Annotated in this window: 13 protein-coding genes and 1 riboswitch; of the genes, 6 read left to right on the top strand and 7 right to left on the bottom strand. The window is 62.2% G+C overall.

The features are described from left to right. Window positions 1-50: 50 nt before the first annotated feature. Window positions 51-1,697, bottom strand: coding sequence for a glucose-6-phosphate isomerase (gene pgi, locus FOT55_RS13105; RefSeq protein WP_004936690.1), 1,647 nt, complete (start codon window positions 1,695-1,697; stop codon window positions 51-53). A gap of 229 nt (window positions 1,698-1,926) precedes the next feature. Between pgi and FOT55_RS13100 the strand changes: the two genes are divergently transcribed. From FOT55_RS13100 to FOT55_RS13080, 5 genes are all read left to right on the top strand, one after another. Next, a complete protein-coding gene (locus FOT55_RS13100; RefSeq protein ID WP_025304469.1) occupies window positions 1,927-3,735 on the top strand; it encodes a cation:proton antiporter in 1,809 nt (602 codons plus the stop codon). Window positions 3,736-3,787: 52 nt separating this feature from the next. Further along, window positions 3,788-3,981: riboswitch (Lysine riboswitch) on the top strand. 108 nt (window positions 3,982-4,089) lie between these two features. After that, window positions 4,090-5,457 (top strand): lysine-sensitive aspartokinase 3, encoded by a 1,368-nt coding sequence (gene lysC / locus FOT55_RS13095; protein ID WP_147823550.1) that lies wholly within the window; start codon window positions 4,090-4,092, stop codon window positions 5,455-5,457. Window positions 5,458-5,599: 142 nt separating this feature from the next. Continuing rightward, a complete protein-coding gene (panS, locus tag FOT55_RS13090) occupies window positions 5,600-6,517 on the top strand; it encodes a ketopantoate/pantoate/pantothenate transporter PanS (RefSeq protein ID WP_147823549.1) in 918 nt (305 codons plus the stop codon). A gap of 385 nt (window positions 6,518-6,902) precedes the next feature. After that, window positions 6,903-8,582, top strand: coding sequence for a ShlB/FhaC/HecB family hemolysin secretion/activation protein (locus FOT55_RS13085; protein WP_060434725.1), 1,680 nt, complete (start codon window positions 6,903-6,905; stop codon window positions 8,580-8,582). 45 nt (window positions 8,583-8,627) lie between these two features. Next, the gene (locus tag FOT55_RS13080; RefSeq protein ID WP_147823548.1) at window positions 8,628-13,454 is read left to right on the top strand and encodes a hemagglutinin repeat-containing protein; all 4,827 of its coding nucleotides are present in this window, start codon (window positions 8,628-8,630) and stop codon (window positions 13,452-13,454) included. A 47-nt stretch (window positions 13,455-13,501) separates the two neighbouring features. On the opposite strand, the gene FOT55_RS13075 is transcribed toward FOT55_RS13080, so the two are convergent. The 6 genes from FOT55_RS13075 to FOT55_RS13050 form a co-directional block, all read right to left on the bottom strand. After that, on the bottom strand, window positions 13,502-15,151 hold the full coding sequence (locus FOT55_RS13075; RefSeq protein ID WP_016930295.1) for a Na/Pi cotransporter family protein: 1,650 nt from the start codon (window positions 15,149-15,151) through the stop codon (window positions 13,502-13,504). Window positions 15,152-15,358: 207 nt separating this feature from the next. Further along, window positions 15,359-16,351 (bottom strand): ABC transporter ATP-binding protein, encoded by a 993-nt coding sequence (locus FOT55_RS13070; RefSeq protein WP_147823547.1) that lies wholly within the window; start codon window positions 16,349-16,351, stop codon window positions 15,359-15,361. Window positions 16,352-16,355: 4 nt separating this feature from the next. Next, window positions 16,356-17,141 (bottom strand): ABC transporter permease, encoded by a 786-nt coding sequence (locus tag FOT55_RS13065; RefSeq protein ID WP_025304475.1) that lies wholly within the window; start codon window positions 17,139-17,141, stop codon window positions 16,356-16,358. 17 nt (window positions 17,142-17,158) lie between these two features. Beyond that, window positions 17,159-18,004 carry an ABC transporter permease gene (locus FOT55_RS13060; protein ID WP_147823546.1) on the bottom strand — a complete coding sequence of 282 codons (846 nt, stop codon included), beginning with the start codon at window positions 18,002-18,004 and terminating at the stop codon, window positions 17,159-17,161. After that, window positions 18,001-18,810 (bottom strand): alkaline phosphatase family protein, encoded by an 810-nt coding sequence (locus tag FOT55_RS13055; RefSeq protein ID WP_043139627.1) that lies wholly within the window; start codon window positions 18,808-18,810, stop codon window positions 18,001-18,003. Before FOT55_RS13055 ends, FOT55_RS13060 begins: the two co-directional genes overlap by 4 nt. 11 nt (window positions 18,811-18,821) lie before the next feature. Next, window positions 18,822-19,883 carry an ABC transporter substrate-binding protein gene (locus FOT55_RS13050; protein ID WP_004936660.1) on the bottom strand — a complete coding sequence of 354 codons (1,062 nt, stop codon included), beginning with the start codon at window positions 19,881-19,883 and terminating at the stop codon, window positions 18,822-18,824. A 193-nt stretch (window positions 19,884-20,076) separates the two neighbouring features. Between FOT55_RS13050 and FOT55_RS13045 the strand changes: the two genes are divergently transcribed. Then, on the top strand, window positions 20,077-20,787 hold the full coding sequence (locus FOT55_RS13045) for a UTRA domain-containing protein (protein WP_147823545.1): 711 nt from the start codon (window positions 20,077-20,079) through the stop codon (window positions 20,785-20,787). Window positions 20,788-20,802: the final 15 nt, after the last annotated feature.

Raw genomic sequence — 20,802 nt, 5'->3', positions numbered from 1 at the left:
CGTAAAAAAACCCGCCGCGGCGGGTTTTTTATTGGCTTCAGCTCAGGCGCTTAGCGCCATTCCTTGAAGCGGTTGATCAGCGCATTGGTCGAGCTGTCGTGACTGCTGATTTTCTCGCTGCCCGCCAGCTCCGGCAGGATGCGGTTAGCCAGCTGTTTGCCCAGCTCCACGCCCCACTGATCGAAGGTGAAGATGTTCAGGATCGCGCCCTGAGTAAAGATCTTGTGCTCGTACAGCGCGATCAGGCTGCCCAGGCTGAACGGGGTGATTTCACGCAGCAGGATCGAGTTGGTCGGACGGTTGCCTTCAAACACTTTGAACGGCGCCACGTGTTTAACCTGCTCAGGGGTTTTACCCTGCGCCGCGAACTCCGCCTCCACCACTTCCAGCGACTTGCCGAACGCCAGGGCCTCGGTCTGCGCGAAGAAGTTGGACAGCAGTTTGGCGTGGTGATCGCCCAGCGGGTTATGGCTGATGGCCGGCGCGATGAAATCGCACGGCACCAGCTTGGTGCCCTGGTGGATCAACTGGTAGAACGCATGCTGGCCGTTGGTGCCCGGCTCGCCCCAGATGATAGGGCCGGTCTGGTAATCCACCGGATTGCCGTTGCGGTCGACGTACTTGCCGTTGGATTCCATGTTGCCCTGCTGGAAGTAAGCGGCAAAACGGTGCATGTACTGATCGTACGGCAGAATGGCTTCGGTTTCGGCGCCGAAGAAGTTGTTGTACCAAATACCGATCAGCGCCAGCAGCACCGGCAGGTTTTTCTCCGCCGGCGTTTCGGCGAAGTGCTTATCCATGGCGTGCGCGCCGCTCAGCAGCTGCTCGAAGTTGTCGTAACCGATGGACAGCGCAATCGACAGACCGATCGCCGACCACAGGGAGTAACGGCCCCCTACCCAGTCCCAGAACTCGAACATGTTGTCGGTATCGATGCCGAACTCGGCCACCGCTTTGCCGTTGGTGGACAACGCAGCGAAGTGCTTGGCCACGTGCTGTTGATCGGCGGCGCTGCTCAGGAACCAGTCGCGCGCGCTGTGGGCGTTGGTCATGGTTTCCTGAGTAGTGAAGGTTTTGGACGCCACCAGGAACAGCGTAGTTTCCGGATTCAGCGGCTGCAGCGTTTCGGCGATGTGGGTACCGTCAACGTTGGAGACGAAGTGCATGTTCAGGTGGTTTTTATACGGGCGCAGCGCTTCGGTCACCATGTAAGGGCCGAGATCCGAACCGCCGATGCCGATGTTCACCACGTCGGTAATCGGCTTGCCGGTGTAGCCTTTCCACTCGCCGCCGATGACGCGCGCGCAGAACTGTTTGATCTTGGCCAGCACCGCGTTCACTTCCGGCATCACGTCTTTGCCGTCGACCAGGATCGGGCTGTTGCTGCGGTTGCGCAGGGCAATATGCAGCACCGCGCGATCTTCGGTGCGGTTGATCTTTTCACCGGCGAACATCGATTTGATGGCGCCTTGCAGATCGGTTTCTTTCGCCAGCGCCTGCAGCTTCTCCAGGGTTTCCTGCGTGATGCGATTCTTGGAATAGTCCACCAACATTTGATCGTTGAAGGTCGCGGAGAACCGGGAGAAACGATCGCTGTCCTCGGCGAACAGGTCGGCGATCCGTACGTCTTTCATCTGTGCATAATGTTGCTGCAGGGCTTGCCAAGCAGCGGTTTGACTAGGATTGATATTTTTCATAGCAACACTCTTAGGCTTGAGAATAAAAATGACGCGTTTGTCCGATTGTAGCCTGTTCGACTGTGATTATGATCGCTTTTCTTGCGATAGGCGCTAACTGTCAACGCATTGCCGCCTCGTTTCAGCTTTCACTCTATACTTTTGGCTAACGGCCTGTTATCGGGGTTGCCGAATTGTCATCAGGCTGTGTCATCGTTACTTATTTCGTCATTTGAAAGGGATCTCGCTTATGGAATTATCCGCCCCGCTTATGTTGGTGCTTATCGGCCTGGCGTCGCTGCTGGCGCAGTGGCTGGCCTGGCTGCTGCGTCTGCCGGCAATTTTGCCGCTGCTGCTGTTCGGCATCGTGCTCGGCCCGACGGTGCATCTGGTGCAGCCGGATCTGCTGTTCGGCGATCTGCTGTTTCCACTGGTGTCGCTGTCGGTGGCGATCATCCTGTTCGAGGGGGCGCTGACGCTGCGCTTCGAGGAGATACGCGGCCTCGGCGGCGTGGTGCGTAATCTGGTCACCGTCGGCATGCTGGTCACCTTTCTGGTCATCAGCCTCGCCAGCTGGTGGTTGCTGGATTTCCCGCCGGAGCTTGCGGCGCTGATCGGCGCGGTGACGGTGGTGACCGGGCCGACGGTGATCGCTCCGCTGATGCGCGTGGTGCGACCGAACGCCAACATTAACCAGGTGTTGCGCTGGGAAGGGATCGTCATCGATCCGGTTGGCGCCATCTTCACCCTGCTGGTGTTCGAGTTCATCGTACTGAAGCAGAATGCGGAGTCCTATACCCACCTGTTTTGGACGCTAGGCGTGACTGCCGCCGTCGGCCTTATCGCCGGCGCGCTGTTCGGCTACCTGCTCGGCCTGGCGCTGCGCCGCGTCTGGCTGCCACGCTACCTGCAGAACCTGGCGGTGCTGGCGATCATGCTGACCGCCTTCGGCGTTTCCAACGCCATCGCCGACGAATCCGGCCTGTTGACCGTCACGGTGATGGGCATCTGGCTGGCCAACATGCGCGACGTCGATACCAGCGATATTCTGGCGTTCAAAGAAGAACTGTCGGCGATCCTGATCTCGGCGCTGTTCATCATTCTGGCGGCGCGGCTCGACATCCAGGCGCTGTGGAACATGGGCTGGCCGCTACTCCTGCTGCTGCTGGCGGTGCAGTTTATCGCCCGGCCGCTGTGCATCGCGGTATCGACCTGGCGCTCTTCCCTGCACTGGCGCGATCGGCTGCTGCTGTGCTGGATCGCCCCTCGCGGCATCGTCGCCGCGGCGGTCAGCTCGCTGTTCGCGCTGACGCTGCAGCGCAGCGGCTATCAGGGCGCCGACCGGCTGGTGACCGTGGTGTTCGCCATCATCATCGGCACCGTGGTGCTGCAAAGCCTGACCAGCGGCATGATGGCGCGCTGGCTGCGGGTGCAGCAGCAAAAGCCGCGCGGCGTGCTGATCGTCGGCGCCAACAGCGTGGCGCGCATGCTGGCGCAGGCGCTGATCAAGCTGAACGTGCCGGTGATCGTCACCGACAGCAGCTGGGAATACTACCGTCAGGCGCGTATGGACGGCATTCCGGCCTACTATGGCCACGCCTACTCCGAACACGCCGAGAACTACCTCGATCTGAGCAATATCGCCCAGGTGTTGGCGCTGTCGCCCAATCGCCACCAGAACGCGCTGGCGGTCTACCACTTCGGCCATCTCTTCGGCGAGGATCACGTGTTTGCCATCCGTTCGGGGGCGCCGCTGAAAGGGCGCGGTGCCAGCGCGGAAAGTTCGCGTTTCCGCCGGCATGAAATTTTATTTAATCAGGAAGCCACCTACGGCCGCCTGAGCAGCCTGCTCGCCAGGGGAGCCACCATCAAAGCAACCAAATTGAATGAAAATTTCGGTTGGCTGGAGTATTTGGAGAAACATCAGGGCGTTATCCCGTTATTCAGCCAAAAGGAGGACGGTTCTCTGCACCCGATTGGCGCCGGTTCCACGCCCACGATGCCCTGTACGCTTATCGCGCTGGTACAAGATGAAAATCCCTCACCGTCTGTACGTTGACAGAATGGCGATAACCGGCTATTCCTAACAGCCTACTTGCGCACCCGGTGCGCAAGCCAGAAGAGGCGCGTCGCCCAGGTAGAGTGTCAGAGGAGCCGTTTCTCCGTTGACGGCACCCGAGGGGGAGCGACGCCGAGGTACGATAATGGCCGGCCATTATCGTATCGACTACAGGGGCTGAATCCCCTGGGTTGTCACCAGGGGATCGCCACAGGGCGATCGACAAGGTGGGGCGCTTCTGGGTGTATCGTAGCCTGACCTCTACGCCTGCCCCCTGTTTACCGCTCTCCCCTTGTGCCAAGGCTATGGAATTACAGTGCCCCCAAACGGGCATCCCTGACACGAGGTTTCTACATGAACCAAGCAGTACCCCAGAATTCCACCGTGGTAGCCAAGTTCGGCGGCACCAGCGTCGCCGACTTTGAAGCCATGAACCGCAGCGCCGACGTCGTGCTGGCCAACCCGCAGGTCCGCCTGGTGGTGTTGTCCGCCTCGGCGGGCGTCACCAACCTGTTGGTCGCCCTGGCCGAAGGCTGCGAGGCCGACAAGCGCAACTACCAGCTTGATGAAATTCGTCGCATCCAGTGCGCCATCCTCGATCGCCTCGCGGCGCCTGCGGTGATCCGCGACGAGATAGACCGCCTGCTGGAAAACATCGCCATGCTGTCGGAGGCCGCGTCGCTGGCCACCTCGACGGCGTTGACCGACGAGCTGGTCAGCCATGGGGAGCTGATGTCCACCCTGCTGTTCGTGGAAATCCTGCGCGCCCGCAACGTGCAGGCCGAATGGTTCGACGTGCGTAAAGTGATGCGCACCGACGATCACTTTGGCCGCGCCGTGCCGGACAGCGCCGCGCTCAGCGAACTGGCCCGATCGCAGTTGCAGCCACGCCTGCAGGAAGCGCTGGTGGTCACCCAGGGCTTTATCGGCAGCGAGCCGAAAGGCCGCACTACCACGCTCGGCCGCGGCGGCAGCGACTATACCGCCGCGCTGCTCGGCGAGGCGCTCGGCGCTGGCCGGGTAGATATCTGGACCGACGTGCCGGGCATCTACACCACCGATCCGCGGGTGGTACCGGCGGCCAAGCGCATCGACAAAATCGGTTTCGAAGAGGCGGCGGAAATGGCCACCTTCGGCGCCAAAGTGCTGCATCCGGCCACCCTGCTGCCGGCGGTGCGCAGCGACATTCCGGTGTTCGTCGGCTCCAGCAAGGATCCGGCGGCCGGCGGCACGCTGGTGTGCAACACCACCGAGAATCCGCCGCTGTTCCGCGCACTGGCGCTGCGCCGCAAGCAAACGCTGCTGACGCTGCACAGCCTGAACATGTTGCACGCGCGCGGCTTCCTGGCCGAGGTGTTCAACATTCTGGCGCGCCACAACATCTCCGTCGATCTGATCACCACTTCGGAAGTCAGCATCGCGCTGACCATGGACACCACCGGCGCCACCTCCGTCGGCGGCAGCCTGCTGACCACCTCACTGCTGACCGAACTGTCGTCGCTGTGCCGGGTGGAAGTGGAAGAAAACCTGGCGCTGGTGGCGATCATCGGTAACCAGCTGTCGCGCGCCTGCGGCGTGGGCAAAGAGGTGTTCGGCGTGCTCGATCCGTTCAATATCCGCCTGATCTGCTACGGTGCCAGCAGCTATAACCTGTGCTTCCTGGTGCCGGGCGAAGAAGCCGAACAGGTGGTGCGTACCCTGCATCACAACCTGTTCGAATAAGTCATTATCCCTGATTGCGGGCGCAGCATGCTGCGCCCCTGCGTCTAAAAAATCCGTTCAAAACCTGCAGGGGTTCAGCCTGTTGAACCCGCAAAAAACACAACCACACCCATCGTTCTCAATCTGGCTAAGGAAAACCTGCATGTTGGCTCTACTCACGCGTTTATTCCCCCTGTGGGCGATACTGCTGTCCGTCGCCGCCTATTACACGCCGACCACCTTTACCGGCATCGGCCCCTACGTCAGCCCGCTGCTGATGCTGATCATGTTCGCCATGGGCGTCACGCTGCGACTGGACGACTTCAAACGCGTGCTGGCGCGCCCCGGCCCGGTGGCGGCAGGCATCTTCCTGCACTATCTGATCATGCCGCTGGCGGCCTGGATCCTGGCGATGCTGTTCCGCATGCCGCCGGATCTGTCCGCCGGCATGGTGCTGGTGGGCAGCGTGGCCAGCGGCACCGCCTCCAACGTGATGATCTATCTGGCCAAGGGCGACGTGGCGCTGTCGGTAACCATCTCGGCGGTCTCAACGCTGGTGGGGGTGTTCGCCACGCCGCTGCTGACCCGTCTGTACGTCGACGCCGAAATCAGCGTCGATATCATGGGCATGCTGTTGAGCATTCTGCAGATCGTGGTGATCCCGATCGGCCTGGGTCTGATCGTCCACCATACCCTGACCAAAACGGTGAAGCGCATCGAGCCGCTGCTGCCGGCGCTGTCGATGGTGTGCATTCTGGCGATCATCAGCGCGGTGGTGGCGGGCAGCCAAAGCCATATCGCCTCGGTCGGTCTGGTGGTGATCGTCGCGGTGATCCTGCACAACGGCATCGGTCTGCTGAGCGGCTACTGGGGCGGCAAACTGTTCGGCTTCGACGAGTCCACCTGCCGCACGCTGGCGATCGAAGTCGGGATGCAGAACTCCGGGCTGGCAGCCACGTTGAGCAAAATCTACTTCTCGCCGCTGGCCGCGCTGCCGGGCGCACTGTTCTCGGTCTGGCACAACCTCTCCGGTTCACTGCTGGCAGGGTATTGGTCCGGCCGCCCTATCAAGAAAAAATAAACCGCCTGTCGGGACGCAAACAATTGCGTCCCGTTTCTTCCCTGCGAAATTTCGTATTTCCCACTGGTCGGATTGTCATAATTCCCCCCATCCCCTATCATCCGTGAAAAATAAAAATTCAGATTCTTCCTATCCATGCCGATAATGTTGGCAAGAGGAAGAGACGTTCTACTTTTTTTAATTAATTAAGTCGCCAGGGTTGCCCGCCAAAAAAGAAGCAGCCTAATTATTATTTAGATATATACCCACCGTCTTATTTGCTGCGGCAAATCAAGATACCTCGCAATGTGCATGTCGCTCATTATTTCGGGCCGGCCCTCGGCCGCCCGTGGTTAACCTCATGGATTGGGCTGGCTGCCCCGGCGGCCTCTCATAATGGATTACAATGATAAAAAAAATCACCGCCTTGACGCTGTTGGTCAGCACGGCCCTTTCCGCCGAAACCCTGCCGGATGCCCACATGATGCGGGATATGTCGATGGGCGAGTCGCGCCGCGCGCTGCAAGACAGCACGCGTGAAGTCAACCAGTTGATTGAGCAACGCCGTTACCAGCAGCTGAAGCAGCAACGCCTGCTGGCGGAGCCGGAGCCGACCGCGCCCGCCCTGCCGCAGTCCGCGCAGTGCCTGCCGATCGCCGGCGTTTATCTACAGGGCATCACCCTGCTCTCGCCGAGCGATTTATCCGCCCTGAGCGCGTTGCCGGAACAGTGCATCAGCAGCAACGATATCAATCGCCTGACCCGTGAATTAACGCGTCTTTATGTGAAAAAGGGCTATATCACCGCGCGCGTGCAAATTGTTCGCCCTAATTCACAAGGAGAATTGGGGTTAAGCGTCACCGAAGGATTTATCGAGAAAATAGAAGGCGGCGATCGCTGGGTCAACAGCCGTTTATTATTTCCGGGGCTGGAAGGCAAGCCGTTGAAATTAACCGATCTCGACCAGGGATTGGATCAGGCTAACCGTTTGCAATCGAATACCACCAAGCTGGATATATTGCCCGGCCATCAGGTTGGCGGTTCGGTCATTCGTTTGCGCAATCAGCATGCCAAGCCCTGGCTGATTACCGCCGGCACGGATAATTACGGCCAAAAAAGCACCGGCCAGTGGCTGGCACGTGCCACCGCCACGCTGGACAGCCCGTTCGGCCTGTCGGACTTCGTCAGCCTGAACGCCAACAGCACGCTGGAAAACCCGGCTCACCGCTATAATCGCGCCTATACCCTGCTCTATTCGCTGCCGTACGGCGCGTTCACCTTCAGCGGATTCGCCAGCTTCTCGTCCTATGAGAACCACCAGCAGCTGCCGCACAACGTGGTCAAACTGCACGGCCAGACCCAACAGTACGGTCTGCGCAGCGACTACGTGTTTTACCGCGATCACGATCAGATAGACAGCCTGAGCGGACAGCTGACCTACAAGCGCATCGATAACTACTTCGAAAGCGTGCGCCTCGAGGTCAGCAGCCCCACGCTGACCCTGGCCGAGCTGAGCGCCAGCCACCTGCAGATTCTGCCCAACGGGGTGTTCAGCGCCAACCTCAGCGTCGAACAGGGCCTGCCATGGCTGGGCGCCGATCGCCACCCGAGCTCGGTGCACCTCGACAGCCAGTTCACCAAAGGCAAGCTGTTCGCCAACCTCAGCCAGCGTCTCAAGCTGGGTGACGCCACCTATCAGCTCAACAACCTGTTCTATGGCCAGTACAGCCGCGACCCGCTGCCCGGCGTGGAGTGGCTGAGCCTCACCGATCGCAGCGCCGTACGCGGCTTCAGCCGCAGTACCCAGTCCGGCGACAACGGCTGGTATCTGCAGAATACGCTGTCGCGCAGCTTCAATTTAGGCGCCGCCACGCTGACGCCGCGCCTTGGCGCCGACGTCGGCCGCATTTTGCCGCGTCAGGATAACTCGGGCTGGCGCAGCAGCGCCGGGCTGAGCAGCGGCGCCACGTTACGCTATCGCCAGGCGCTGGTCGATCTGGAGGTCAGCCGCGGCTGGATCTTGTCGAACCACGCCACGCCCGAGGATCCCGTTCAGGTGCTGGCGCGCTTTTCTTACACCTTTTAATCAGCAGTTTTGCAGGACCCCACGGCAATATACGGAGAGACATGGATGAAAAATAATAACTTCAGACTTTCGGCGGCAGGCAAACTGGCCGCCGCGCTGGCGATAATTCTCGCCGCTTCCGCCGGCGCCTACGCCGGAGAGATCGTCGCGGCCAACGGCGCCAACGGCCCCGGCGTTTCCACCGCCGCGACCGGCGCCCAGGTGGTCGACATCGTCGCACCGAATGGCAGCGGGCTGTCGCATAACCAATACCAGGACTTCAACGTCAACCAACCCGGCGCGGTGCTGAACAACTCCCGCGAGGCGGGGCTGTCGCAGCTGGCCGGGCAACTGGGTGCCAACCCGAATCTGGGCGGACGCGAAGCCAGTGTGATCCTCAATGAAGTGATCGGCCGCAACCCGTCGCTGCTGCACGGCCAGCAAGAGATCTTCGGCATGGCGGCCGACTACGTGCTGGCCAACCCGAACGGCATCAGCTGCCAGGGCTGCGGGTTCATCAACACCAGCCGCTCCTCGCTGGTGGTCGGCAACCCGCTGGTGGAAAACGGCCTGTTGCAGGGCTACAGCACCCTGGGCAACCGCAATACCCTGAGCCTCAGCGGCATCCTGAACGCCAGCGGCGTGCTGGATCTGATCGCACCGAAGATAGACAGCCGCGGCGACGTGATCGTACAAGACTTCACCCACCGCAACGGCAAAGTGACGCCGGCGGCGATCAACGCCATCAGCGGCCTTAACCGCGTGGCGCGCGACGGCAAGGTGCTGGCCAGCGAACAGCCGACGACCGCGCTGGACAGCTACTACCTCGGCAGCATGCAGGCCGGGCGCATCAACATCATCAACACCGCGCAAGGCAGCGGCGTGAAGCTGGCCGGCACGCTGGCTGCCGGCGACGAACTCAAGGTGAAAGCCTACGATATTCGCAGCGAAAGCCGCATTGAAGATGCCAGCAGCAACAAAAACGGCGGCGATAACTATCAAAATTACCGTGGCGGCATCTACGTCAACGATCGCAGCAGCAGCCAGAAGCTGACCCGCACCGAGCTGAAAGGCAAGAACATCAGCCTGGTGGCGGATAACCACGCGCACCTCACCGCCACCGATATTCGCGGCGAAGACATCACCCTGCAGGGCGGCAAGCTGACGCTCGACGGCCAGCAGTTGAAGCAAACTCAAGGTCACACCGACGACCGCTGGTTCTATTCCTGGCAATACGACGTCACCCGCGAACGCGAGCAACTGCAGCAGGCGGGCAGCACCGTCGCCGCCAGCGGCAACGCCAAACTCGTCAGTACTCGGGAAGACGTGAACCTGTTGGGCGCCAGCGTCAGCGCCGACCGGGCGTTGAGCGTCAAAGCGGCTCGCGATGTGCACCTCGCCGGGCTGGTGGAGAAAGATAAGTCCAGCGAACGCGGCTATCAGCGCAACCACACCTCCAGCCTGCGCACCGGCAGTTGGAGCAGCAGCGACGAAAGCGAAAGCCTGAAGGCCAGTGAACTGCGCAGCCAGGGCGAACTGACGGTGAAAGCTGGCCGCAATGTCTCGACTCAGGGTGCCAAGGTCCACGCCCAGCGCGATCTGACGATCGACGCAGATAACCAAATCCAGGTCGGGGTGCAGAAAACCGCCAACGCCAAAGCGGTGCGCGATGACAAAACCTCCTGGGGCGGCATCGGCGGCGGCGACAACAAGAACAACAGCAATCGCCGCGAAATCAGCCATGCTTCCGAATTGACCAGCGGCGGCACCCTGCGCCTGAACGGTCAGCAAGGCGTCACCATTACCGGCAGCAAGGCGCGCGGCCAGAAAGGCGGCGAAGTCACCGCCACCCACGGCGGCCTGCGCATCGACAACGCGCTGAGCACCACCGTGGACAAAATCGACGCGCGTACCGGCACCGCCTTCAACATCACCAGCAGTTCGCACAAGGCCGATAACAGTTATCAGAGCAGCACCGCCAGCGAGCTGAAGTCCGACACCAACCTGAAGCTGGTCAGCCGTAAGGACACCGACGTGATCGGCAGCCAGGTCGCCAGCGGCGGCGAGCTGAGCGTCACCTCGCAGACCGGCAACATCAACGTCAAGGCCGCCGAGCAGCAGCAGAACATCGACGAGCAGAAAACTGCGCTCACCGTCAACGGCTACGCCAAAGAAGCCGGCGACAAGCAATACCGCGCCGGTTTACGCATCGAACACACCCGCGACAGCGAGAAAACCACCCGCACCGAGAACCGCGGCGCCACCCTCAGCGGCGGCAGCGTGAAACTCGACGCGGATAAGGACGTCACCTTCAGCGGATCCAAATTGGTCGCCGACAAAGGCGACGCCAGCATCAGCGGCAATAAGGTTTCGTTCCTGGCGGCGGACGACAAAACCACCTCGAATACCGAGCAGACCAAGGTAGGCGGTGGTTTCTACTACACCGGCGGCATCGACAAGCTCGGCAGCGGTGTGGAGGCCGGCTACGAGAACAGCAAAACACAGGCGCAGAGCAGCAAGGCCGTCACCTCCGGCAGCGACGTCAAAGGCAACCTGACTGTCAACGCCCGTGACAAGCTGACCCAGCAAGGTGCGCAGCACAGCGTCGGCGGCACCTATCAAGAAAACGCCGCGGACGTCGATCACCTGGCCGCTGCCGACACCACCAGCAGCAACACCACCAAAACCGACGTCGGCGTGAACATCGGTGCCAACGTCGATTACAGCGCCGTGACCCGTCCGGTCGAGCGTGCGGTCGGCAAGGCGGCCAAGCTGGACGCCACCGGCGTCATCAACGACATCGGCGGCATCGGCGCGCCTAACGTCGGCCTGGATATCGGCGCACAGGGCGGCAGTAGCGAAAAACGCAGCAGCAGCTCGCAGGCGGTCGTCAGCTCGGTGAAAGCCGGCAGCATCGACATCAACGCCAAAGGCAAAGTGCGCGATCAGGGCACGCAATATCAAGCCAACAAAGGCGCGGTCACGCTGACGGCGGACAGCCACCGCAGCGAAGCTGCGACAAATCGTCAGGAAGAGCAGAGCCGCGATACCCGCGGCAGCGCCGGCGTGCGCGTCTACACCTCCACCGGCAGCGATCTGACCGTGGACGCCAAGGGCGAAGGCGGCACCCAGCGCAGCAACAGCAGCGCCAGCCAGGCGGTGACCGGCTCGATCGACGCGGCCAACGGCATCAACGTCAACGTGAAAAAAGACGCGGTCTATCAGGGCACCGCGCTGAACGGCGGCAGCGGTAAAACCGCCGTCAACGCCGGCGGCGATATCCGCCTTGATCAGGCCAGCGACAAGCAGAGCGAAAGCCACAGCGGCTTTAACGTCAAAGCCTCCGCCAAGGGCGGTTTCACCGCCGACAGTAAAAACTTCGGCGCCGGGTTCGGCGGCGGCACCCACAACGGCGAAAGCAGCAGCAGCACCGCGCAGGTCGGCAACGTCAGTGGCCAACAGGGCGTTGAGCTGAAGGCGGGCCGCGATCTGACGCTGCAGGGCACCAACGTCAAGAGCCAGGGCGACGTCAGCCTGAGCGCGGGTAACAAGGTCGCACTGCAGGCGGCGGAATCGACCCAAACGCGTAAGGAAAGCAAGCTGTCCGGCAATATCGATCTGGGCGCCGGCAGCAGCGACAGCAAGGAAAAAACCGGCGGCAACCTCTCCGCCGGCGGCGCCTTCGACATCGCCAAGGTGAATGAGTCCACGACCGAGCGTCAGCGCGCCACTATCGCCTCAGACGGCAAGGTCACCCTGTCCGCCAACGGCAAAGGCGATGACGCACTGCATCTGCAGGGGGCCAAAGTCAGCGGCGGCAGCGCCGCGCTCGAGGCGAAAAACGGCGGCATCCTGCTGGAGTCCGCCAAAAACGAGCAGCATAAGGACAACTGGAGCCTGGGCATCAAAGCCAACGCCAAAGGCGGCCAAACCTTCAACAAGGACGCCGGCGGCAAGGTCGACCCGAACACTGGCAAAGATACCCACACGCTGGGCGCCGGTCTGAAGGTCGGCGTGGAACAACAGGATAAAACCACCCACGCCAACACCGGCATCACCGCGGGCGACGTGGCGATCAACAGCGGCAAAGACACCCGTCTCGCCGGCGCGCGTGTCGATGCCGACAGCGTACAAGGCAAGGTGGGCGGCAATCTGCACGTTGAAAGCCGCAAAGACGTTGAGAACGCGGTGAAGGTCGATGTGGATGCCGGTCTGAGCCACAGCAACGATCCGGGCAGCAGCATCACCTCCAAGCTGTCGAAGGTCGGCACACCGCGTTACGCCGGTAAGGTGAAAGAGAAACTGGAGGCCGGAGTGAACAAAGTGGCCGACGCCACCACCGACAAGTACAACAGCGTGGCGCGTCGCCTCGATCCGCAGCAGGACACCACCGGCGCGGTCAGCTTCAGCAAGGCCGACGGCAAAGTCACGCTGCCGGCAACGCCGACCGGCGAAAAACCGCAAGGCCCGCTGTGGGATCGCGGCGCACGCACCGTCGGCGGCGCGGTGAAAGACAGCATCACCGGGCCGGCCGGTCGCCAGGGGCACCTCAAGGTCAATGCCGACGTGGTGAACAACAACGCGGTCGGCGAGCAATCGGCGATCACCGGTAAGAACGGTGTGGCGCTGCAGGTCGGCGGCCAAACCCAACTGACCGGCGGCGAGATCCGCAGCCAGCAAGGCAAGGTGGAACTGGGCGGTAGCCAGGTCAGCCAGCAGGACGTCAACGGCCAACGCTATCAGGGCGGCGGCCGCGTCGATGCGGCGGCCACGGTTGGCGGCCTGGCCGCCGGTGCGGCGAAACAGGGCGTTGACGGCAACGTGCCGTTCGTCAGCGGCCATGCCTCAACAAAACAGGCGGATGCCAAAGCCGGCGTGTTCAGCGGCAAATAACGCGCCTTTCCTGCACAACGCCCCCGGTTAAAACCGGGGACGTTTTTTTACAGCGTGCTCGGGGTGTCTTCCCAGTCGCGATCGTCGTCCTTGGCATCCTGGTCCAACACGTTGTAAGCCACCGCGCAGAACAGCGAGTTCAGGCGCTTCATGTCCCCCAACAATCCCAAATGCAACGAACTGGTCTCGATGCTCTGCACGTTTTGCTGGTGCAAACGATCGACGTGCGCGTGCGCGTAGCGGCGATCCAGAATGCGGAAGCGGTGCTTGGAACGGCGCAGGCGCTTGGCGCTGGTAACGTCGCCGGACAGGAACACCGACAGCCCCAGGCGCAGGTTGCCGATCAGCCGTTCGTGCAGCCCGTCCAGCTCCGCCAACCCTTCCGCCGAGAAGGCGCGGCGCGCGGCGTGCGACTTGGCGCCCACGTCGCCGGCCATGCGCTCGATGATGTCGCCCGCCTGTTCCAGGTTGAGCGCCATTTCGATGATCTCCGCCCAGCGGCGCGAGTCTTCCTCGCCCAGATCTTCCTTCTGGATCTGCGCCAGATACAGCTTGATGGCGGTGTACAGCACGTCGACGTCATCGTCGAGGCGCCGCACCTCTTTATCGACCCCCTGCTTACCGTGCAGCACTTCACGTTGCAGGATCATCATGTGTTCCACCACGTCGCCCATGCGCAGCGTTTCACGCGCCGCATTGGCCAGCGCCAGCGTCGGCGTGTCCAGCGCGCTGGCGTCCAGATGGCGCGGTCGCATGCGCGGATCGTCGGCCGCTTCGTCGACAATCAACCGCTCGCACAGCGTCGCCATCGGCCCGGCCAGTGGGATCATCACCAGGCAGCGGATCAGGTTGTAGAACACGTGGAAATAGATCACCAGCTCTTCGCTGCCGCCCGGCAGCTGAGCCATCAAATCCGCCAGATAGGAGACGAACGGCAGCACCAGTATGCAGCCCACCAGCTTGAACAGCAGGCTGCCGAGCGCTACGCGCCGCCCGGCGGCGTTCTGCCCGCTGGCGTTGATCATCGCCAGCAGGCCGCTGCCGAGGTTGGCGCCGATCACCAGACAGAGCGCCACCTTCAGCGAAATCACGCCGGTGGCGGTCAGGGTGGCGGTCAGCAGCACCGCCGCCAGGCTGGAATAGCTGACGATGGCGAACAGCGCGCCGGTCAGGGCGTCCAGCATCACGTCGCCGGTCAGCGACGAGAACAGCACTTTCACCCCGGCCGCCTGGGTGATCGGCGTGGCGGCGGCGACGATCAGCTCCAGCGCCAGCACGATCAGCCCAAGGCCGATCAGGACGCGTCCGATCTGGCCGATCCGCATTTGCTTGCGGCTGAGGAACAGGAAGACGCCGACCAGGATCAGCAGCGGCGACAACCAGGAAAGATCGAAGGTCAGCACGCGCGCCATCAGCGCGGTGCCGACGTCGGCGCCCAGCATGATCACCAGCGCAGGCGCCAGCCCCACCAGCCCCTGCGCGACGAAAGAGGTCACCAGCAGCGCGGTGGCGTTGCTGCTTTGCACCAGCGCGGTCACGCCGATGCCGGAAACGAACGCCAGCGGTTTTTTCTCAACGCTGTCGCTCAACACGCGCCGCAGATTGGCGCCGTAAACCCGCATGATCCCGGTGCGCACGATGTGGGTGCCCCACACCAACAGCGCCACGGACGAAAGCAGGTGAAGAAGGGTCAGCACGGAAGATACGCTCCATTAACGCCCGGCCAAAGGAGGCTGATACCCGATGCTTGTCACGCGACGCAGAGAGGCGAGCCAAAGGATGACGGGTACAGTGCGCGGTCCCGCCTGCCGGGCGTGGGTCTGGCAGGACAGCGGGCGGGCGGCAGACCGCAGAAGAGAAGGGTTAATGCGGCGGCGGGAAGGCCCCGGCGCCGCGCTGCGAAGTCATGCAACTTCCCGCAATACAACAGGTTCCAAGTGTAGCCCAATTTCCGCGCCGTCGGGCCGCAGGTCGGCCACCGAACGGTTGAGCACGTCAACCAGCAATTCTACCTCGCAAACCTGAATCCGATACCGTACCACATTCCCGAGCAAACTGTGACCCAGGATCACCCCGCCGATCCCCTGTCCGGCCGGCAACAGGCCGATCGACTCGGGGCGGATCGCCACCTTGCCGACATAGCTGCGCCCGGTCAAGCGGCCGGCCTGTTCGGCGCTCAGCAGGTTGTAGTTGCCGATAAAACCGGCGGCGAAGGCATCCGCCGGCTGGGTATACAGGGTTTCCGCATCGCCGCTCTGCACGATCTGCCCCTTGTTCATCAGCACGATGCGATCCGACAAGGTTAGCGCCTCTTCCTGATCGTGGGTGACGAAGATCGCCGTCAGGTTCAGCTCGCGCTGAATGCGCCGGATCTGCTCGCGCAGGTGTTTGCGAATACGCGCATCCAGCGCCGACAGCGGTTCGTCGAGCAGCAGCAGACGCGGGCGAGTGACCAGCGATCGCGCCAGCGCCACGCGCTGACACTGGCCGCCCGACAGCTGATGCGGATAGCGCTTCGCCAGATCGCTCAGCTCCACCAGCGCCAGCACCTCCTGCACCCGCTGGCCGATCTGCCCGGCCGCCAGCTTCTGCATTTTCAGGCCGAATGCCACGTTGCCTTCCACCGTCATATTGGGGAACAGCGCATAACTTTGGAACACCATGCCGATGCCGCGCTTTTGCGGCGCCAGCGGTACCAGATCCTGGCCCTGCAATAAAATTTGCCCGCTGTCGACCGGGGTCAGGCCGGCCAGGCAGCGCAGCAGCGTCGATTTGCCGCAGCCGCTCGGCCCCAGCAGGGTGACGAACTCCCCCTCTTCGGCGGTGAAATCGATATCCTGAAACACCTGGGTCTGGCCATAGTGTTTGTTCAGGCGGGTGACGTTGAGATAAGCCATCGGGTTAACCCTTGTTTTTATTCAGCAGGTTCGCCAGCCAGGTGACGAGCAGCACCACGGCGAAATAGGAGATGACCAGCGCGCTGGTGAAATGCCCGCTGCCGTTGCGCATGTTGAACAGGTAGACCTGCAGCGTTTCATACTGGCTGCCCACCAGCAGGTTGGCGAACACGAACTCACCGATCAGGAACGAGAATGACAGTAACACGGCGATCGTTCCGCCCTTGCGCAGGTTCGGCAGCACCACCCACAGCGCCGCCTGCCAGGTACTGGCGCCGAGCAGGTGGGCGGCGTCCATCAGATCGCGCAGGTTGATCGCCTGCATGTTGTTGCTGATGGCGCGGTAGATAAACGGCAGCGCGATGGTGAAATAGCAGCCGACTAAAATCCAGGGGGTGCCGAGCAGCGGCAGCGGATCGGCGGCGAACAGCTGCATCAGCCCCACCGCCGACACCACCGGCGGCACGGCGAACGGCAGCAGGATCAGCACGTTCATCACCGCGTCCAGCTTGGGAAAATAGTAAGCAATCACAAACATCGCCGGCAGGATCACCACCACCGACAGCAGCAGCGTGCCGAAGCAGATCAGCAGCGAATGCCACAGCGCCTGCAAAAAGCGCGGGTCGCTCCACAGCGCCGTCAGCCACTTCAGGGTAAAACCGTCCGGTAAAATGGTGGCGCCCCACTGGGTGGCCAGCGCATAAATCAGCGTCGCCGCCAGCGGCAGCAGCAGGATCAGCAGCAGCAGGCCGGTCACCGTGCGATGATAGAGGCGTTCAGCACGCGACATGAGCATTCTCCATCCGATTATGAGCGCGCATTGAGGTAGCTCCTGCGCAGCATCCATTGGTGGATTACCGTGATAAACGCCATCATCACCACCAGCAGCATCGCCAGCGCGCTGGCCAGGTTCGGATCGAGGGAGATGTCCCCCGCCACCAACGCCGAGATGCGGATCGGGATCACGTTGAAGTTGCCGGTGGTCAGCGCGTACACCGTGGCGTAGGCGCCCAGCGCGTTGGCCAGCAGGATGACGAAGGTGCCCATCAGCGCCGGCGCCAGCACCGGCAGGCCGATATGCCGCCAGTAGCGCCAGGGGCCGGCGCCGAGCAGCGCCGCCGACTCACGCCAATCGGCGCGCAGCGCATCGAACGCCGGATACAGCAACAGCACGCCCAACGGGATCTGGAAGTAGGTATACAGCACGATCAAGCCGCTCTTCGAATAGAGGTTGAAGCTCTCCATCAAACCGTATTTGCGCAGCAGCAGCGTCAGGCAGCCGTTCAACCCCAACAGAATGACGAAGGCGAACGCCAGCGGCACCCCGGCGAAGTTGCTGGTCATGTTGGTGAACGACATCACGAAGTCATGAAAGCGGGTCTGGCCGAGCTGGCGAAGTGAGTAACTGCCCACTAATGCAATCAGCAAGCCGTAGACGCTCGACCACAGCGAGATCTCCAGTGAGAACTGAAAGGCCTGCAGGTAGAACGGCGACGTGAGGATATCGACATAGTTGCCCCATCCCCAGCTGCTGGTCTCGCTGAAAAAGCTGTGAACCGCGATCCACACCAGCGGGGCGATCTGAAACGCGCCGAACAGCACGATAAACGGCAGCAGGCACAGTGCGGCGATCCATTTGGTTTTGCTGTTCATCGCGCATCCTGCGCCAGCAGCGCCCGGCAGCGCGGCTTGTCATGCGCCGCCTGCAGCAGATCGCAGATCGTGCCGCACAGCTCGGTTTGCTGCGGATCGGCGTCGTCCAGGCTGAAGCCCGCGCCGAACACGAACAGCGGCACCTGGCGCTCTTCCGGCAACACCCCGCCGTGGCTGCGATCGTCGTTCATGCCGTGGTCGGCAGTGACCAGCACCTGATAACCGGCCGCCAGCCACTCGGGCAGGTAGCGCGACAGCGAGCCGTCGGCGCGCCGCGCCGCGTTGCGGTACTGCGGCGAAGAGAGGCCGAAGCGGTGCCCGGCGTCGTCGATGTTCATCGGGTGGATCAGCAGGAAATCCGGCTGATGACGCTGGCGCAGGCTTTCGGCGTCGTCGAACAGATGGCTGTCGGGATAGCCGTCGTCGTAATAGAAATGGCCGTGCTGAATCGGCAGCTCGGGAGCGTCGGTGTGGCGGTCGCGCGCGGCGTCGAACGGCGTGCGGTTATACAATTCGCTGAACCAATGATACGCGGCGGCGGCGGTGGTCAGCCCGGCGGCGCGCGCGTAATGAAACACGCTTTGTTGATGAGAAAGGCGCGAGACGTGGTTGTGCACCACGCCGCTCTCCACCGGCGTGACGCCGGTGAGGATGCATTCATACAGCGGCCGGGAGAGCGAGGGCAACTCGCTCTCCAGCAGGTACAACCGCCCGCGTCCCGCCGCACATTCGGCCTGCAGATACCCCATGGCGTCGTGCGCCACCCGGTAGTTGAGGCCGTCCAGCAGCACGAGGATCGTTTTCATGGTGCGTTAACTCACTGCTGCATAAACATAATGACGTTTTCCTGCCACAGGCGCGGCAGCGCTTTGGCGCTCTGTTCCCAGGCCGCCGGATCGGCGATCGGGTGCGCATTCTTGTACTGCTCGGCCGGCAGCAGCTTGGCCTTGACGTCGTCCGGCAGCGTCAGATGTTCGGCGCGGATCGGGCGGGCATAGCCGCGCGCCAGGTTGATCTGGCCGGCGTCGGAGAAGATGTATTCGCGCGCCAGCTTGGCGGCGTTCGGGTGCTTGGCGTATTTATTGATGATGGTGGTGTAGCCGGAGGTGATCGAGCCGTCCGACGGGATCAGCACTTCAAAACGGGTTTTGTCGATCTGATCGCGGTAGTTCAGGCCGTTGAAGTCCCACACCACGCCAACCTGCACTTCCCCTTTCTCCAGCGATGCGATCACCGGGTTACTCAGGCTCAGGCGGCCGGCCTTGGCCAGCTTGCCGAAGAATTCCAGGCCCGGCTTGAGGTTTTTCTCGTTGCCGCCCATGGCGTAGGTGGCGGCCAGCACGCCGCTGGCCGCCTGCGACGCGGTGCCGACGTCGCCGATGGTGACCTGATAGCTGCCCTTGAGCAGATCGGCCCAGCTGTGCGGGATGTCTTTCACCTGCTGTTTATTGATGATAAAGGCGATGGTGCCGGTGTAAGCCAGCGCCCAGTGCCCGTCTTTGTCTTTCGCCCAGTCCGGCACCTGATCCCAGGTAGAGGGTTTGTAGGGCTGCGTTACGCCCTTCTGCACCGCCACCGGGCCAAAGGCCGCGCCGACGTCACCGATGTCCGCCGTAGCGTTGTTCTTTTCCGCATCGAATTTGGCGATCTCCTGCGCGGAGCTCATGTCGGTATCGACATGCTTCAGGCCGTACTTGCTCAACAGATCTTGCCAGGTGCCTTTCCAGTTGGCCCAGCTGTCCGGCATGCCGACGCTGTTGACTTCGCCTTCTTTCTTCGCGGCCTGCTCCAGCGCCGCCAGATCGGTATCCGCGGCCCAGCTCATCTGGCTGGATAACACGATGGCACTGGTTAACACAGAAGCGCACAAACGTTTCATAACTGATGCTCCAGGTGGTAGTGTGGGGATGGCTGGACTAGTCCAGCAAGGACCAAACCAATCTAACGGACGAATGTGATAATTATATGTCAGCTTAAAAAAGCGACAGTTTTATCACCCATTGCAACGGCGAAAACGCGACGCTGGTCTACCTTAAGGAAGGCCAAACGCACTGAAACGGGACACCCGCTGTATGAGTGAAGCACCGACGACCGTCGCCACCATCTGCCAAACGCTGAGCGCCCGCATCACCGCCGGCGAGTTCGCCGTGGACGGCAAGCTGCCCTCCGAACGCGCCCTGAGCGAGCAATTCGCCACCACCCGCATTACCTTGCAGGAGGCGCTCGGCCAGTTGGAGGCGCAGGGCGTCATCTACCGCCAGGTGCGGCGCGGCTGGTTCATCTCGCCGCCACGTTTGATCTACAACCCGCTGCAGCGCAGCCATTTTCACGCCATGGCGCAGCAGCAGGGGCGCGCCGCGCATACCGAAGCGATCGACAGCGCGGTCGTCACGCTCGACGCGCCGCTGGCCGGCCGTCTGGCGCTGCCTCCCGGCGCGCAGGCCTATCGCATTCGCCGACTGCGCTACATCGACGGGCGCGCGGTGCTGTACTGCGAGCACTACCTCAATCCGTCCTATTTCCCCGGCATTCTGGACGAAGATCTGACCCAGTCGCTGACCGCGCTGTACGCCGCGCGCTACGGCATTCACTACGGCCGGGTGCGTTTCGACATGCTGCCCACCCTGCTGCCGCAGCAGGCCGCCGCCATGCTGAAGGTGACCTACGGCAGCCCGGCGCTGTTCATTACGCGGGTGAATCGCGATCAGCACGACAGGGTGATCGATTGTGACCTGGAGTATTGGCGGTACGACGCGCTGCACATCGATGTGGAAGCGCTGTAAATGACAAGGGCGCAT

The sequence above is a fragment of the Serratia bockelmannii genome (assembly GCF_008011855.1).
Taxonomy (GTDB): Bacteria; Pseudomonadota; Gammaproteobacteria; order Enterobacterales; family Enterobacteriaceae; genus Serratia; species Serratia bockelmannii.
This window is presented reverse-complemented; position numbering and strand designations above follow the sequence as displayed.